Origin of the sequence: Mycobacterium adipatum (assembly GCF_001644575.1) — a bacterium.
In the GTDB taxonomy this organism is placed as follows: Bacteria; Actinomycetota; Actinomycetes; order Mycobacteriales; family Mycobacteriaceae; genus Mycobacterium; species Mycobacterium adipatum.
The window spans coordinates 188517-201857 of the sequence record NZ_CP015597.1 but is presented as its reverse complement, the minus strand read 5'-3'; the positions used below and the strand labels follow the sequence as shown (position 1 = coordinate 201857).

The window sequence follows — 13341 nt, the reverse complement described above, 5'->3', positions numbered from 1 at the left end:
ACACTACCGCTGCCCACCGACAAATCCGCGATCACCCGCGAAAACCCGTGCCATTGCAGCACAATAGACACCCCCACCCGACCCCTGTGCCGGGTCGGGTGGTGGTGAGCCTTCGTGGCCGGCACCGAAACGCCGGCCACAGCGCCGATCTACCCTCGGTCCCCCTCGGCCGCGATCGCACCGAGCGGACCGGCCACCTCCCACTCCCGCTTCGGAACCTCGTAGACATGCAGCCCGCCGCGATGGCTGGACTCCCAGAACCGCAGGTGAAACATCGACCCGACGAGGGAGTCGATGAGCTGCTCGTTGCCGCTCCAGCCGCCCGTCACCAGCGACACCCTCACAACCGTCCGCAACTGGCCGTCCAGCCACTCATCCACCGTCATCAGCGTCGGTGTCCACCACATCTGCTCCAGCAGATCCACCATCGCAGCAGGCGAGCCGTGAAAACCCCGCACAGCGGCGATCCCCCACTCAGTGGGGTATCCGCCGTCATCAACCAGAGCGCTGTCGCCCGCACCGGCGCTGCCCGCGCTCACGCCGGGATTCCCAAGTCGTAGTCCGCCCACAGATCGCTGGCGTGCTCCACGGCGGCGTCCTCCAACGCCTCGGCCGCCGCCTCCGATTCCAGCCACGCAATCTGATCCTCAACTTCCGCGATCTCCATCCGCAGTGTCGCGGCGTGCGCCGAGTTGAACGCAATCGGCAACTCGGCCTGCGAGCGCGCCAACACCATCCTCGCCTCATCGAGACTCAACAACTCGACATCGACCGGCTCGACATCATCAACGTAAACGACCATTCCCAACCTCCGGGGTGAGTGGGCCGGCCCCCAACGGCCTGCCCGTACATTGACGACACTACCAACCGCCACCGACAACAATTGTTCCTCGAATCACCTGCACGCCAACGGAATAGACACCACCACCCCACCCCTGTGCCGGGTGGGGTGGTGGTGTGCGCCAGGCCGGAACCCGACACACACCACCTGTCGCGCAGAAGGCTTCTCAGAGCTGCCCGAAGATCTCATCGCGGTAGTAGCCGTCTGAGGACGCGACCGCCTGCTCCCATTCGACGCCGAGCGCATCGAACAGGTGCCGTAAGTCCGACAACAGGTCGGTCGCCGCCGTAGCGACATCCTCAGTCAGGCTGGATCCGCCCAGGTGCTCGGCGTAGGCAACCAGCGCCCGCGCCGCCCAGCCAGCGCGAATATCGCTGTCGCGCTGCGGGTCAGAGCCATCACCGGCCACGACGCTTTTCCGCGGCTGCTCAGCGATCAGATCGGCCAGCTCCTGCGCCGTCGACGCCGCCACCCGCTGCGCGTGATACACCGGCCGCGCCTGCGGCGGGCGCCCACGCAGCGGCTGCTGCGCGTCCCCGATGCGCGATCCGGCTTCCCACGGCAACACCCCGTCGGCATCCGGCCACACCACCTGCACCGCCGCCGCGACCGCGCCGTAGCACTCCCTCACCAGATTCAGATCCCGCGCATCGGTCATCTCGACCGCCACCAGCGCCACATCGTCGACCAGGACCCCCTCGATCCGATCGCCGGTGGCCAACCCCTGGCCTGCGGCCACCATCCGGCGGGCCACCTGGTTGAGCACGCTGTGCGCCACCTGGCCCGGCAGCCCATAGATCGCCAATTCCGGCAGCGACTGCGCCGACAGACCCACCGTGTAGGCGAACGACGGACCCTGATCTCCAGCCGTCGGAAACACCGCCAAGACCGTCCATCCATGCTCAGCGACCTTCACTCGCGTCTCGGCCAACACCGCCGCGCGCGCCTCCGACTCCGATCCCCGCCGCGAATCCTCATGCCCCATGTCCAACGCCCCTTCCTGGGCTCAATGGGCCTGCCCCTCTCGGCCTGCCCAACACCACGATCCTACAACCCAGCACCGACAGCCGATCCTTCCAAATGCACTCCCCCGCAGCGCCTTTAGACACCCGCTCCCCACCCCTGTGCCGGGTGGGGAGTGGGTGTCGCCCTCCGCACAAGCGGACCACAGGAGGTCAGCGGGTCACAAGGCGAGCGCCGCGGACGTACTCCCGCAGGGTGGCTCCGTAGCGGTGACCGGAACCCGCGGATAAGTGTGGCTGTGGATCAGCATCATCGGCGACGTGCGGTCAACGCAGTGACGCAGCGCCACGATGCCTGCGTGGGCCTCATTCACCGGATCTTCGTTCACGCCAGCCGGCGGGCTGTGCGTCGCGAAACCAATCTGCGGCTACTCATCCCCACTGCCCTTCCTCCCGTGAAACCTCAAAGAATCTGCCCGTGGATTGGTCCCTGCAGTGAACGCCAGAGCGTTCGTGAATGGTGCAAGTGATCGTTCCTACCGATATCGGGCGTCCGTATCCCTGAACGGGCAATGAATCTGGGTAGTAGCTCCGCGAAGTGCATCGGATCTTCGGGTCCTCTCCCTGACCGATAGTGAAGACAATCGGCGTGGCCGGTGAACATCCTTCGACTGGATACCTGCCGTAGCGATTCTCCTTAACCTCGCACGAGGCTTGGGCCTTGTCACCGTTGTCCACCAACGTGCAAGCGATATTCCCGGTGGCCGACTGGAAGGCCCGCCTCATCGGAGATGATCCCCCACGGGGGCGTTCCGACGTCGGTGGAGCTTTGCGCGTTGTCGTCCTCGGCACCCTCGTGGAAGTCGGCGGCGAAGCTGTCGGCGTGCCGCTCGATTGGCCATGGGCCACGTTACAAGTCTGTTTATCAGCGGGAATCAGTCCTGGAGCTCCTAGTGGGCCATCGTTCTGGCCGCTCCGAAAACCCGCGTCGAACGCGATGACCGGCTCAAAATGTTCCGATTCCAGGAACTCTTGCTGAGCACTCATATCTAGTTCGAGTCTCAGCTGATTTCGCTTCACGTTCTCGGCAACCAACAGCGGAGAGTCGAAATCTTCGGTGTCAAGGCCAGCCCAGGAACGAAGGTTTATGTCGTGCGACTGCCACTCGCCGTCCTTCTCGCTCATTGTGATGTAACCCGAGTCGGGGCCCACCAGCAGCAGGATGCTGTACACAAGCGATCCGGCCTGCAGCGAAGATGAGCTTTGCGGCACGTCACCGGGAAACGTGAGATTGATGGCGATCCGATCGCCTCCGAGATGTTCGACGGTGGCCCGCCTGATGTGGACGTAGCTCGGCAGCTCGGCATCCCGACTGCCGGGTTCATACTTCACCTCGCATCTGAGGGTGAGTGGATAGTCGGCGTACCGCTCTGGCGGCGGTGGGGAGTCCACAGAAGAAGAGCTGCCCCCAGGCGGTAGGTCCGTCGAACACCCCATCAGTAGTACCGCCGCCGCCCCTGCAGCTATGACGATCATGCGGGGACCCCGAGTCTTTCGCATGTGCTGAATGCTAAACGCCAGATGGCTTGCTGCGATCGGCTTCAGGCCCGCATTTATCCGAAGTCGGGCCGCTATCGAACAGATAGCAACGTTTGCTCACGGAACCAACGGCCAGCCACGAGGGTGATGCTCGCGGTTATCTGAGGAGATGCCCCGGTCCTTCAACATCGGGGACGAGAGCCCGATCGCCGATATCAGGTCTGACGTCAGCGATGACCAACATCGTCAGCTGCGGTGACACGACGCGTTTGGTGCTGTCGTTGGATTTCCGCCGAAACACGTGCCAGGTCTAGGTATCGGCGACCAGGATCCGTACCGAGTTGCCGGCGGCCTCGAGTTCGTGCGCCCGACGCGCGGCCGCCACGCGATGCACTCGACGCGGGTACACCAGGCCGTCGCGCTTGGTGCGGGCCTGCGGATAGATCCGCTCGAAGTCGGCCTGGTCGTCGACCATCACCACAACGCTCACACCATCGAGGTCGGTGACGTCGAGCTGACCGGCACTGCTGGCGATGAAGTCGTCGATGGCCTGCAGTTCGGCGACCAGTCCCGCCGGCGGCGCCGAGGTGCTGCGCTCGAACTTCGCGTATCGCTTCACGTCGATACCGAGCAGCCGGGCGGTTTCCTCTTTGAGCAGGCCGGCCGCCAGCCGGCGCACGGTGAGATCCCCGCGCTGTTCACCGCGGTACACCTCCACGTCGTGGCCACGGCGGCTCAGCTCTGCAGCGGCGCGGCCGACCGCCACGTGTTGCAGGGACATCAGGTACGGGACGAGGTCGCGCAGTGTTCGCGCATCTGGGTAGGCGTCCTCGAACTCCGTCTGGTCGACGGCGGCCTCCAGGCGCACCGTGCCTTCGGCCGGCGCCGTATTGAGCATCCTGGCGACCTCGCCGGCGATGAACTCCTCCATTGCGATCAGCTCGTCGACGAGTTCGGCGCTGACTTCTAGGGCGCCGGTTTCGCGGGAACGGTACTTACGTAGATCCACCCGCAGCACCGGCACGAGGTCCTCGACCCGCAGGCTGAGCGCGTTGCGCCGCGCCAACAGGTCCGACCACAGGTACGGGGCCTCGCTGATGTCGTCCTCCTGGTCGTACACAGCAGCGGGCAACGTACCCGCTAGTCCAACACCCATGATCCCTTCTCCCTTCCGGAGATGTTGGGCCGACCCGTGTTGGCCTGCCCTCGGTTCATGATGCTACTCCCGGCATCGGACGCCGCCGGTCAATCGCGCTGCCGCGGATCCGATCGCTGCCACGCCCGGCAGCGGGGGCGTATCGTGACCTGACCGCAGTTTGCTGGGAGGCCTACATGAGAGGCACATCGTTCGGGCGCTACCGGTCGGTGAAGGTGCTAGACCGCATCGATACCGGCAGAGTCCGGCATGAGTTACGAAGCACCATTTTGATGGACGGACAGCCGCTTATCCGCGCGGCGGTCGTCTGCGCGTTATTAGTTGCTGCGTTAGGAGCTTGTAGCGGTCCGTCGTCTGTTTCGCCCGCAAATACCCCGGGTTCAGCGCAGCAACAGCCGTCGCTACAAGACACAACCTGCGGATTCCGCGGGCCGAACCCGACGCTGGCCGAGGCCCGCCGCGAGGCGCAACGGATCAAAGATGCATACCCTGATGCCGCAGCATTTCAAGCCGTTGAGATTGATCATTTGTTCGACTACTACTACCAACAGTTGATACCTGGATCCGTCGAAGCTTATGTGAAGTTGGCCTGTAGCAAAATCGCAGGCTCGGTGCCGGAAGCTGATCGAGGACTTATGGTCGGAATGGCCGTCTACCTGGGCACCGGTGCGTGCAAGAATGTTGAAACGGGTGAAATCCCTATCAGCGAAAGCGCCGCCTCAGACTGGATCGAAATGGTGAGGATGTTCTGCCCGCAATTCTCGGGTTCTCTTCCTCCAACGTGACCACCGTGGCCGATAACGACTGCACGCTATGCCGGCCCCCGTGACGGCGCACCGCCCTGTCCCGGGTGGCCGGACTGCCGAGTCGCACCTGCAGTGACCAGCCGACGCGCCCAGCCCAAACGGCGGCGGCAATAACACGGACGATCTTTCCGACTGGCGCAAAGGCCAGCTGACTAGTTTCTCACTCACGTGTCGCATGCGACAGCGACATCTCAAGTGAGACACCGCCACGCAGATTGAGAATCGCTGTCAGTTCTCAAATGCCGTGTCATCCCCCAGCACTTTGAACTGGGTTGATGGCTCCGTTCTCATGGGATGTCACCCCAGACTTTCTCAGATCTGTGTCACTTTTCGCGCCGGGCCTGACGGCCGCTTAGTTGTGCTGTCTCATGGCGCTTAGCGGAGTAGCGCGATGCCACCGTCGCGTCTGCGGTTTCAAGGAGATCTTCTAGTACACATGGCCAGTGCACCATCAGCGCAGCTAGGCGGCATTTCCACCTACGGGCGTACACCGGATCCGGCTTACAGCTGTTTAGAGTAGGCCCGCCCAAACGCCTCACGGCCGACGTGTCGGAGCTCTGCTATAGCTTGTGGGAATGCGCTGGTTTGCCCGCCCGGAGAACGACGCCCTGCAGTTGCGGGTCGCGCCGCGGTTGGCGGCCTGGGACGCGGCCGCTCATCCGGATCAGGTTCGGCTACGCAAATATCTGAATGACACCGAAGACCTCCTCTCCGCTTCAAAAGTCCAGGGCCCGTGGACGTTACGCCTGGACGTCGGGCGCCCGGCCGATCGGGATTTACTCGACCAGGCCGACCTCGACAATTACGCCTACCCGCTCGCAAAGCGCTTGCTGGACGGGGAGTTGGTGTCGGTCTGGTGCACCAAGGAGCACGCTGCGCACTCGTACGTACGCGTGGACTCTGCCCGCGAGGTGCCCGGGCCGGCGGATGTCCTGGTCGTCGAAACGACCGCGTCATGGGAGAGTCGCCGCGGTGGTAGCCCCGCCCAGAAGCAGATCATGGCCGCCGTCGCCGACGCGCCGGCGCTGCCCGCGAGCCAACCGGTCAGGCTGGAGTTGTCTTTCGTGGTCGGTCCGCAGCGGATCTGGCCGAACTTGTGGAAGCAGACGATCGACTCTCTTGATTCAGTTTTGGGTCGAACCGACCCCCACCGGTCCAGTCACCCGCTCGATGGCCGGATCACCGAACTGGGGCTGCACGTCGAGGTCGACCCGAGCGCCGGCAACAAGGTTGTGATCGGCATCCATGCCGCACCTGGCAGCATGCGCGTCAGCCCGCGCGCGAGCGTCCTTGTCGGCGATGCAGTTCTCATCGACCAGCCCAGCTCCGGCGCGCGTGGCACGAACGGCTCAGCAGGCGTTGATGATTCGGCGCAGGCGGATGCGCCGCCGGCGGTCGTGGGTGTCGTCGACGATCAACGACCGGGGGCCGCTGCGGTGAGCGGTGGGGATGCGCGTGAGTTCCGTGACGATGATGACGGCTATTTGGCCTGGATCGCCGATCATCCCGACGGCTACGTGATCAATATCGTGCGCGGCCACACCCCTGGCGGTGCACGCATTCACCGTGCGGGTTGTTGGACGGTGAGCCGCCCGGGCCTACGCGCTGCCTCGTGGACCGAGGGCCAGTACGTGAAGATCTGCGCAGACCGATTGGCCGACCTCCAACACTGGGCGGCCACCGTGGTGCCCGGGCCGATCGAGACGTGCGGGACCTGCAGCCCGGCGTCGACGGGCTGAACCTAGGTTTTTGCCTGGTGGGGCGGCCCCGAAACATTGTTCTGGAGACCTCGCATGACCTACGGATTCTCAATCGTTTGTCACTCTGGACATCGGTGTGACATCGAGTTTGAGAATGTGACATGTCGTGTGAGAACTGACAATCGCTGACGATCTGCGGCACATCATGATTCACGTCCATTCGGCCAATCTGGGCAACGCCCGCGCCAACCGATCGAACAGGTCAGGCCATCCCTTCTGCAGCCAGGCGATGTGGCCGTTGGACAGCTTGGAGGCGTCGATGATCGAGTCGACGCGGATCTGCGCCTCGGGCACACCGAGTTCTGCCAGCTTGCGGTAGAGCGGGTTGGGTTGAATTCCCCGACCGGCCAGGTACTCAAAGACGTGGGCTCGCTGCCAGTCCCAGATCGGCCCGTAGGTGATGGTCCCGTCGGCGCGGCGCACCACTCCTCCCGCCTGCGCGCGGACATCGCTGCGTGAACTGTTCTGTCGTGCACGGGTTTCGGCGGCCAGGCCGCGACGATATAGCATCCGCCGGCCGTGGGATTCTTCGGCGCGCACACCCCACAACGAGCCGCGGCCGTGGCGGCGGTGTGCTTCTCGGGCGGGGCTGGTGATCATGATGTCGGCCAGCTGCCCGCGCAATGTGCGATCGACTGCCTGGTGATCGAACCCGCCGCCGGCGATCAGCACCGTCAACAGGTCCGGATCCGCGGTGATCACCTGGTAGTTCAGCTGCCACGCCTCAGCGAGATCCTCCAGGTAGCGAATCGTCTCGGGGAACTGCAGCCCGCTGTCGAAAAACACCACGGGGATGTGCGGATCGACCTGGCGGGCGAGGTCGACGACGACGGTGGAGTCCTTCCCGCCGCTCCAGGACACGAAGCCGTCGTGCTCGTCGAGGTGTTCGGCGATGCGGTCGAGCAGGTGTTGGTAGGTCCGCAGCCCGCGCCGGCGCGCGGCGATACCGCGTAGTGTCTGCATGTTCAGCCCGGTGGCCGGCGTGGCGGTCATCGCTGGTCGGTGACCGTAATCGTCATGTTCGGAAACAGGCGGGCGAGGTACTCGCGCAAGTAGTCGATGGCGTCGGCACCGTCGAGGATGGACTTTTCGGTGGTGGTGTTGTCCCACCACAGCCAGCGGCCATTGCGCTTGAATCCGAACGGCGGCGGCACGTCGGGGTCGACGTGCTCGCGGGCGAAGGTGCGCGCGGCGCCCACGACGAACCACCAGTCGTTGCCGCCGAAGGTCACCGTGCCGTCGGTGTCGGCGACACCGGATAGCCGGCGCGGCAGCTTGACTCGGGCCTGGCACGGTTCGGTTGCTGAGGTTCGGGGTCGGGTGAGCGACCGGAAGTGACCGTTCTGGCCGGGCTCGTCGGAGCCGATGTCCGATCGGTTGGGGTGCACGATCCATTCGGTGCGTGTCATCACCGCTCCCTCAGTTGCAAGACGACGCGTTCGTTGAAACCTCCCGAGCGGGTTGCGTAGGCGACGTGTTCGGCGGACGCCACGTCGAACTGCATGCCTCTGGGGAGCAAGTGGGCGGTGTCCTCCACGCTGTCGGACCGGCCGAGGTACATGCCCCGGCTCGTCACGACCTCGAACACCACGTACCGGGAGCTGTCGTGCCCCGGTGTCTCGTGAAGGTTGTGCCGGGTCAGGGTGAACTGATCGAACGCGACGCTAGCCCCCGGTTGCAGGCTGGTCGGCAGGTCGGAGGGCTTGGTGATGTCGCCGTGGTTGTCGGGCAGTCTCACCGCCACGTAAACGCGGTGCGTGCGGTCGTTGAGCCGCTCGTAGGACTGGATGGCCCGATCGAGTCGCTGAACCTTCGCGCGGTCGGTGTCGACTAGCTGCTGGGCGTCACCGGCGGCCAGGTGCAGCCGTTCGTTGATGCGCCGCCACTCAGTGGGGTCCTCGCTGCTGAGCATGCTGTTGATCGCCGCATGCTGTGATGCCGGCGCCGAAGCCATCACCTGGTTCTTGACCGTCGAGCGAATCTTGCGTTGCCGGCCGCTGAGGATCTCGCGGAACTCCTCGCGCGCGGGCAGGTCACCGCGCAGTCGCCCGGACGCATGGCTCACGTCGCGCGGTGTGGCTCGATCGCGGTCGCGTGCGGCACGGGTCAGGGCAGTGTCTTCATCGCGCAACTCGTCGGTGATCTGGTTGGCCAGGCGCTGGAATGAACGCTCGGTCATCGCGTCCTCGGCGACCTCGCGGGCAGCCTTGACATCGCGCGCACCGATGGCGCCGCCCTCGACGTCGACGGCGACGGGCTGCTCCCTGTTGGGTCTGGCGGTCTTGGCGCCCACGCGGTCTCAGACTTCCGTAGCTGGATGGTCAAACCGCAGTTTATGGGCCGAACTGGACACCGAGGCCGAACACCGCCAGCCTGCTTGCCCGCGAAATGGAGGGAGGCGGCCCCTGGAAGCTGTCGATAGCCGCCCGGAACCGCCTCAGGTGAAACCCTCACCCAACCCCTGTGTGCGTTTCGTGAATTCAGTTTAAGACACTTCGATGACACCTTTTCGGCTGGCTTCCTCCCGGAAACCAAAAGGGCGGCGGGCCTGCGGCATCGGGGCCGACCATCAGAACTGGCTTGGCCCGTCTCGCAACTAGGTAACAGGCTATTGCGATCAAGGCCGCGATCGCCGCCGCGACGTAGCTTCCCTTCAAGGCCGACACCACACCTCCGAAGAGCGCCGCAATCACCATGAGCTGGAGCGTGATTACGCCAACGCCTACTGCTCTAACTTCGGAGGCATACGCCCGTAGTCGCCACTGGCTCTCCAGCGCGTCGATGTCGACCGGAAGATCGACCCTCACGTTGAGCACGTTAGAACGAGTCGCGGTGCACCACTATCGGTATGCTTCCGCGGCCCGGACTGTCGCCACTCGCGCCGGCCGTCGATGCCTCAACTCCAGTTCGATGAACCGCTTAGCCACATCTGCGTCGCACTGCAACCCATCAGCGATTATGTCCAGACGGGTCGGGGCAGTCATGCCTTGGACATTAACGGCTTCGTATGACACCACGGCCAATCATCAGATCGACGTAGGGTTTGCCCCACTATGCTTTCCGATCCCGCCGCCGCAGCGTGGGTTGCCGCCGGTCGACCCGCCGTCGATGCTCCTGCCCCGGTCGACGGACGCTGCGGTCGATGCGGCGACAACGGACCGACGGTCACCAGCTCACGCATCATCTCCGAGAAGTTCACCGGGTTCGACGCGTGGCCGTTCGGGTCCCGCCGGCTGTGCGTGCCGTGCGCCTGGGCTTACAGCCGCCAACCCACCACCCAGCCCTCACTGCTGATCACCGACACCTCCGTCACGGAGTACTCCACCGGCGCCGACCTTGCCGCGGTCCTCACCTCGGCGCCGCTGACGAGCACCCAGGCCGTGGTCCTACCGACAGCGCGCCGGCGCCACATCCTGCCGACGGCCGAGTGGGGCCACCTCGCCACCGACGGCCTGGTCGTGACATGGGACAGCGCCGCGGCCGACCGCCTCACCGACCTAGTGTGGCTGCGTACCACCGTCGGCGCCACGTGGCCCCAGCTGAACCATTCAGCTCCGCCGTCGCGGTTGCTGAGCGCCCAGCCCGCCGACCAGTGGCCGCGGGTCCTGTCCGCTTGGACGTCACTGCAGCCTTGGCGCGCGGTCCCACCCCTGTGGGCGGCCGCCCGTGTCCTCACCAACCCGCCCCAGTCGCGGTAGTAGACCCAAACCGCATTTGCCGGCCGTGGCAGAACCGGCCGTTACGCTTCCGGCCATGACCGCGGCCCTCACCCCCACACAGGCGTGGCAGGCCACCGTGCCCGAACTTCCCCCCGTCGACGGACCGCACGCGATCGCCGAGCGGCTGCTGCTGTTGTTGCACTACGGGATCGACTGGGAAACCAGCTGGGTCGCCGATCCCCGCTACCGCAAGACCTACTGGGATGAGTTACTCCCCGGGCGAGTCCGGCGCGCCGCCTATCGCGCCGACACCCTTGATCGTTGGTGGTCCGACGTGTCCGGACAGCTCGGCGCACCTGCGCCGCGGCAGCGGGACCGTCGACTCGAACTGGCCACACTGCTCCGCGAGCCCCCACTGCCCGTCATCGCAGTACTTCGCGACAGCCTGCCGGCGTTGCTGCTGCGAGTGCGCATCATCGCCGAAGCTGTTGCCGATCAACGGAAAGCGGCACGCGGATGACTCTGCTGAGCGTTCAGTTCGACATCGACATCCTGGCGCGGTCCTCGATCGTGCACCGCGAGGACTACAGCGCAGTCGGCACCGACAACTTCGCGCTGTTTCGCCGCGAGAAGATCATCGGTCCCACCGGCGAGGTGATGCAGGTGCCGATCGTGTCAGGTAGCAGCTTCCGCGGGATCCTGCGCCGCATCGGTGAGGCACTGACCGCCGCCGTGCTCGACTACGAAGACACCGCCTTGCCCATCCCGGCAGCGCACCTGCTCACCAACGGCGGCCGGCTCGCCAAGTCCGCACGTCCCCTCACCGACGAGGAAGAGCGACGCCTCAAGACTCTGTTGCCCCAGGTCGCGGTGTTCGGCGGGGCCGCCTCTGGGCGCATCATGTCCGGGCTGCTCACCGTCGGCAAGGTGCTACCCGAGATCGCCGAGCTGTCCCACCTGTTGCCGAGGCCTGCCCGCTCGGTCACGCTGCCGGCCGTGCTCGGGATCGCCGAGGAATCGTTTAGCCACCTCTCGGATCACCGCACCAGCACGGCCCAGTCGCCGAATGCCGATCTCGACGAGAACAGCAGTCCGCTGGGCCGGTTCGGTGTTGAGACGCTTCCTGCCGGCACCCGGTTGCAGAGCTGGGTGCGCCTCACCAATGCCACTGCGGCGCAGGCCGCCTTCTTCCGCGACGTCCTGGCCGCGTTCGCCACCCGCGGCCATCTGGGTGGCCGCATCGCCGCCGGCCATGGCCAGGTCAGCGCCACCGTCACCGAAACCGTCCAGCGCGGCCGACTTCCCGACACCGGAGTCGATTGGGCCGAGGAACTGGGCACTCACCGCGACGAGGCGATCGCCGCGCTGTCTCAACTCAGCTGAGCCCGAACATGATCGCGCTGCAGATAACCGCCATCACACCTCACGGAATCGTGCTGTCCCGCCCGTGGGGCGTGGCCTTCGACGGGTTGTTGGCCTCGGCGCTGTGGCATCGAAAGAAATGGGAAGCCCGCAGCGCCGGTGAACTTTTCGCCTATCAGCACGATCAGATTCCCGAAGACCTCGACCTGCCGTTGGCTCGCTGCGGCTCTCCCGAGCATGACGACTGGCACTGGATGGCCACCTTCGCCGACCGGCATCCCCGCCCGCATGAGATCCCCGATCCAGACGTGCGCTGGCGCACATCGCGAACCGACCGATCCCGGTTGCAGCACCTCAGCCCGTCCATCGGCAGCCAGGCGGTCTCCGACAGCACGGGGCGCTACCAACGCCGCGTGGTCCCTGTGATGGCCCACCTCGCGACCAGATTAACGTGGCGGGCTGTGGGCGATCCCGACCGCATCCGTGAGCTGCTCACCGACCTGCCTTCCATCGGCAAGCATCGCGGAGTGGGTGAGGGGCTGGTCACCCGCTGGGAGGTTGAGGAGACACCCGACGTGCCCATGTGGACGGCCGGCCACGAACACGAACCCGGCGTCCTGGGCCGGACCGTCCCACAGCGCTGCGTCGACGCGCGCGACGGCTGCATGGCCGGAGCGATGGGGTCGGCCACCATACGACCGCCCTATCTGCACCCGGTCAGCAGAACCACGGCGTACTCGCCCGCCCGCTGACCATCTCATCCACGTGTGCAACTGGGCAGAAATCACCAGTTGCACACCACGCGGTCACCGCCGTTTCTTGCGCTGTTCCTGGTGCTGGTTGGTCCGTGCTCGCTTGGACGTGTACTGCCATTGCGGCAGCTGCCACTCCTCCTGCTGAGTGTCCGGCGCCGGCGGCGGGCTGGGACGCTTCGGTACACGCGGCGCCGGCTGGCCCGCGTCCCCACTGCCTGTTTCGACCGACGAGACGCTCGACGGCGGGCCCGGCTCGGCCGGCACTGGCGGCCGAGAACCTTCGGCGGTGGTGGCCTCGGGGGCGTGGCCCGCTGCTGATGCCGGCGGCTGATCAGGGTTATCTGTGCTGAGTCGCGCTATGTTCACTTCCGGCGGGGCCGAGTGATACAGCGGCGTGGCTGGCGCCGGCCCGGTGAAAATCGGGTTCTGCGCGAGCGATCGCTCGGCGGTGCGCCGTATCTGGCGTCGCATGGATAGCCGCTTGATCAATGCCACGGAGTG

Annotated in this window: 15 protein-coding genes; 6 read left to right on the top strand and 9 right to left on the bottom strand. The window is 65.5% G+C overall.

The genetic code is table 11. The features are described from left to right. Nucleotides 1–149: 149 nt before the first annotated feature. The 4 genes from A7U43_RS28665 to A7U43_RS28650 all read right to left on the bottom strand — a co-directional run bounded on the left by A7U43_RS28665 (nucleotide 150) and on the right by A7U43_RS28650 (nucleotide 4498). Nucleotides 150–539, bottom strand: coding sequence for a hypothetical protein (locus A7U43_RS28665; protein WP_156526231.1), 390 nt, complete (start codon nucleotides 537–539; stop codon nucleotides 150–152). Next, a complete protein-coding gene (locus A7U43_RS28660; protein ID WP_231963826.1) occupies nucleotides 536–802 on the bottom strand; it encodes a hypothetical protein in 267 nt (88 codons plus the stop codon). Before A7U43_RS28660 ends, A7U43_RS28665 begins: the two co-directional genes overlap by 4 nt. A 205-nt stretch (nucleotides 803–1007) precedes the next feature. After that, the gene (locus A7U43_RS28655; protein WP_068004326.1) at nucleotides 1008–1826 is read right to left on the bottom strand and encodes a DUF4262 domain-containing protein; all 819 of its coding nucleotides are present in this window, start codon (nucleotides 1824–1826) and stop codon (nucleotides 1008–1010) included. Between the two features lie 1826 nt (nucleotides 1827–3652). Further along, nucleotides 3653–4498, bottom strand: a complete 846-nt coding sequence (locus A7U43_RS28650; protein ID WP_068004324.1) for a hypothetical protein — start codon at nucleotides 4496–4498, stop codon at nucleotides 3653–3655. Between the two features lie 176 nt (nucleotides 4499–4674). Here A7U43_RS28650 and A7U43_RS29950 point away from each other — a divergent pair, with 176 nt between their 5' ends. Both A7U43_RS29950 and A7U43_RS30170 read left to right on the top strand, forming a co-directional pair. Then, complete coding sequence (locus A7U43_RS29950) at nucleotides 4675–5283, top strand: hypothetical protein (RefSeq protein WP_156526229.1); 609 nt, start codon at nucleotides 4675–4677, stop codon at nucleotides 5281–5283. A 653-nt stretch (nucleotides 5284–5936) separates the two neighbouring features. Next, nucleotides 5937–7043, top strand: a complete 1107-nt coding sequence (locus A7U43_RS30170; RefSeq protein WP_197500121.1) for a hypothetical protein — start codon at nucleotides 5937–5939, stop codon at nucleotides 7041–7043. A gap of 171 nt (nucleotides 7044–7214) precedes the next feature. On the opposite strand, the gene A7U43_RS28640 is transcribed toward A7U43_RS30170, so the two are convergent. From A7U43_RS28640 to A7U43_RS28625, 4 genes are all read right to left on the bottom strand, one after another. Beyond that, nucleotides 7215–8057 carry a phosphoadenosine phosphosulfate reductase domain-containing protein gene (locus A7U43_RS28640; RefSeq protein ID WP_068004321.1) on the bottom strand — a complete coding sequence of 281 codons (843 nt, stop codon included), beginning with the start codon at nucleotides 8055–8057 and terminating at the stop codon, nucleotides 7215–7217. Beyond that, nucleotides 8054–8473, bottom strand: a complete 420-nt coding sequence (locus tag A7U43_RS28635) for a hypothetical protein (protein WP_068004317.1) — start codon at nucleotides 8471–8473, stop codon at nucleotides 8054–8056. Before A7U43_RS28635 ends, A7U43_RS28640 begins: the two co-directional genes overlap by 4 nt. Beyond that, the gene (locus tag A7U43_RS28630) at nucleotides 8473–9357 is read right to left on the bottom strand and encodes a hypothetical protein (RefSeq protein ID WP_068004314.1); all 885 of its coding nucleotides are present in this window, start codon (nucleotides 9355–9357) and stop codon (nucleotides 8473–8475) included. The genes A7U43_RS28635 and A7U43_RS28630 overlap by 1 nt, the downstream gene beginning before the upstream one ends. 187 nt (nucleotides 9358–9544) lie before the next feature. Then, nucleotides 9545–9871 (bottom strand): hypothetical protein, encoded by a 327-nt coding sequence (locus tag A7U43_RS28625; protein WP_156526228.1) that lies wholly within the window; start codon nucleotides 9869–9871, stop codon nucleotides 9545–9547. 246 nt (nucleotides 9872–10117) lie between these two features. Here A7U43_RS28625 and A7U43_RS28620 point away from each other — a divergent pair, with 246 nt between their 5' ends. The 4 genes from A7U43_RS28620 to A7U43_RS28605 are packed head-to-tail and all read left to right on the top strand — an operon-like array spanning nucleotide 10118 to nucleotide 12837. After that, nucleotides 10118–10762 (top strand): hypothetical protein, encoded by a 645-nt coding sequence (locus tag A7U43_RS28620; RefSeq protein ID WP_068004309.1) that lies wholly within the window; start codon nucleotides 10118–10120, stop codon nucleotides 10760–10762. Between the two features lie 55 nt (nucleotides 10763–10817). Continuing rightward, nucleotides 10818–11243, top strand: coding sequence for a hypothetical protein (locus A7U43_RS28615; protein ID WP_068004307.1), 426 nt, complete (start codon nucleotides 10818–10820; stop codon nucleotides 11241–11243). Next, the gene (locus tag A7U43_RS28610) at nucleotides 11240–12106 is read left to right on the top strand and encodes an RAMP superfamily CRISPR-associated protein (RefSeq protein ID WP_068004304.1); all 867 of its coding nucleotides are present in this window, start codon (nucleotides 11240–11242) and stop codon (nucleotides 12104–12106) included. The genes A7U43_RS28615 and A7U43_RS28610 overlap by 4 nt, the downstream gene beginning before the upstream one ends. An 8-nt stretch (nucleotides 12107–12114) precedes the next feature. Then, nucleotides 12115–12837, top strand: a complete 723-nt coding sequence (locus A7U43_RS28605; RefSeq protein WP_068004302.1) for a hypothetical protein — start codon at nucleotides 12115–12117, stop codon at nucleotides 12835–12837. Nucleotides 12838–12891: 54 nt separating this feature from the next. Here A7U43_RS28605 and A7U43_RS29945 read toward each other — a convergent pair whose 3' ends face one another. Then, nucleotides 12892–13335, bottom strand: a complete 444-nt coding sequence (locus A7U43_RS29945) for a hypothetical protein (RefSeq protein WP_156526227.1) — start codon at nucleotides 13333–13335, stop codon at nucleotides 12892–12894. Nucleotides 13336–13341: the final 6 nt, after the last annotated feature.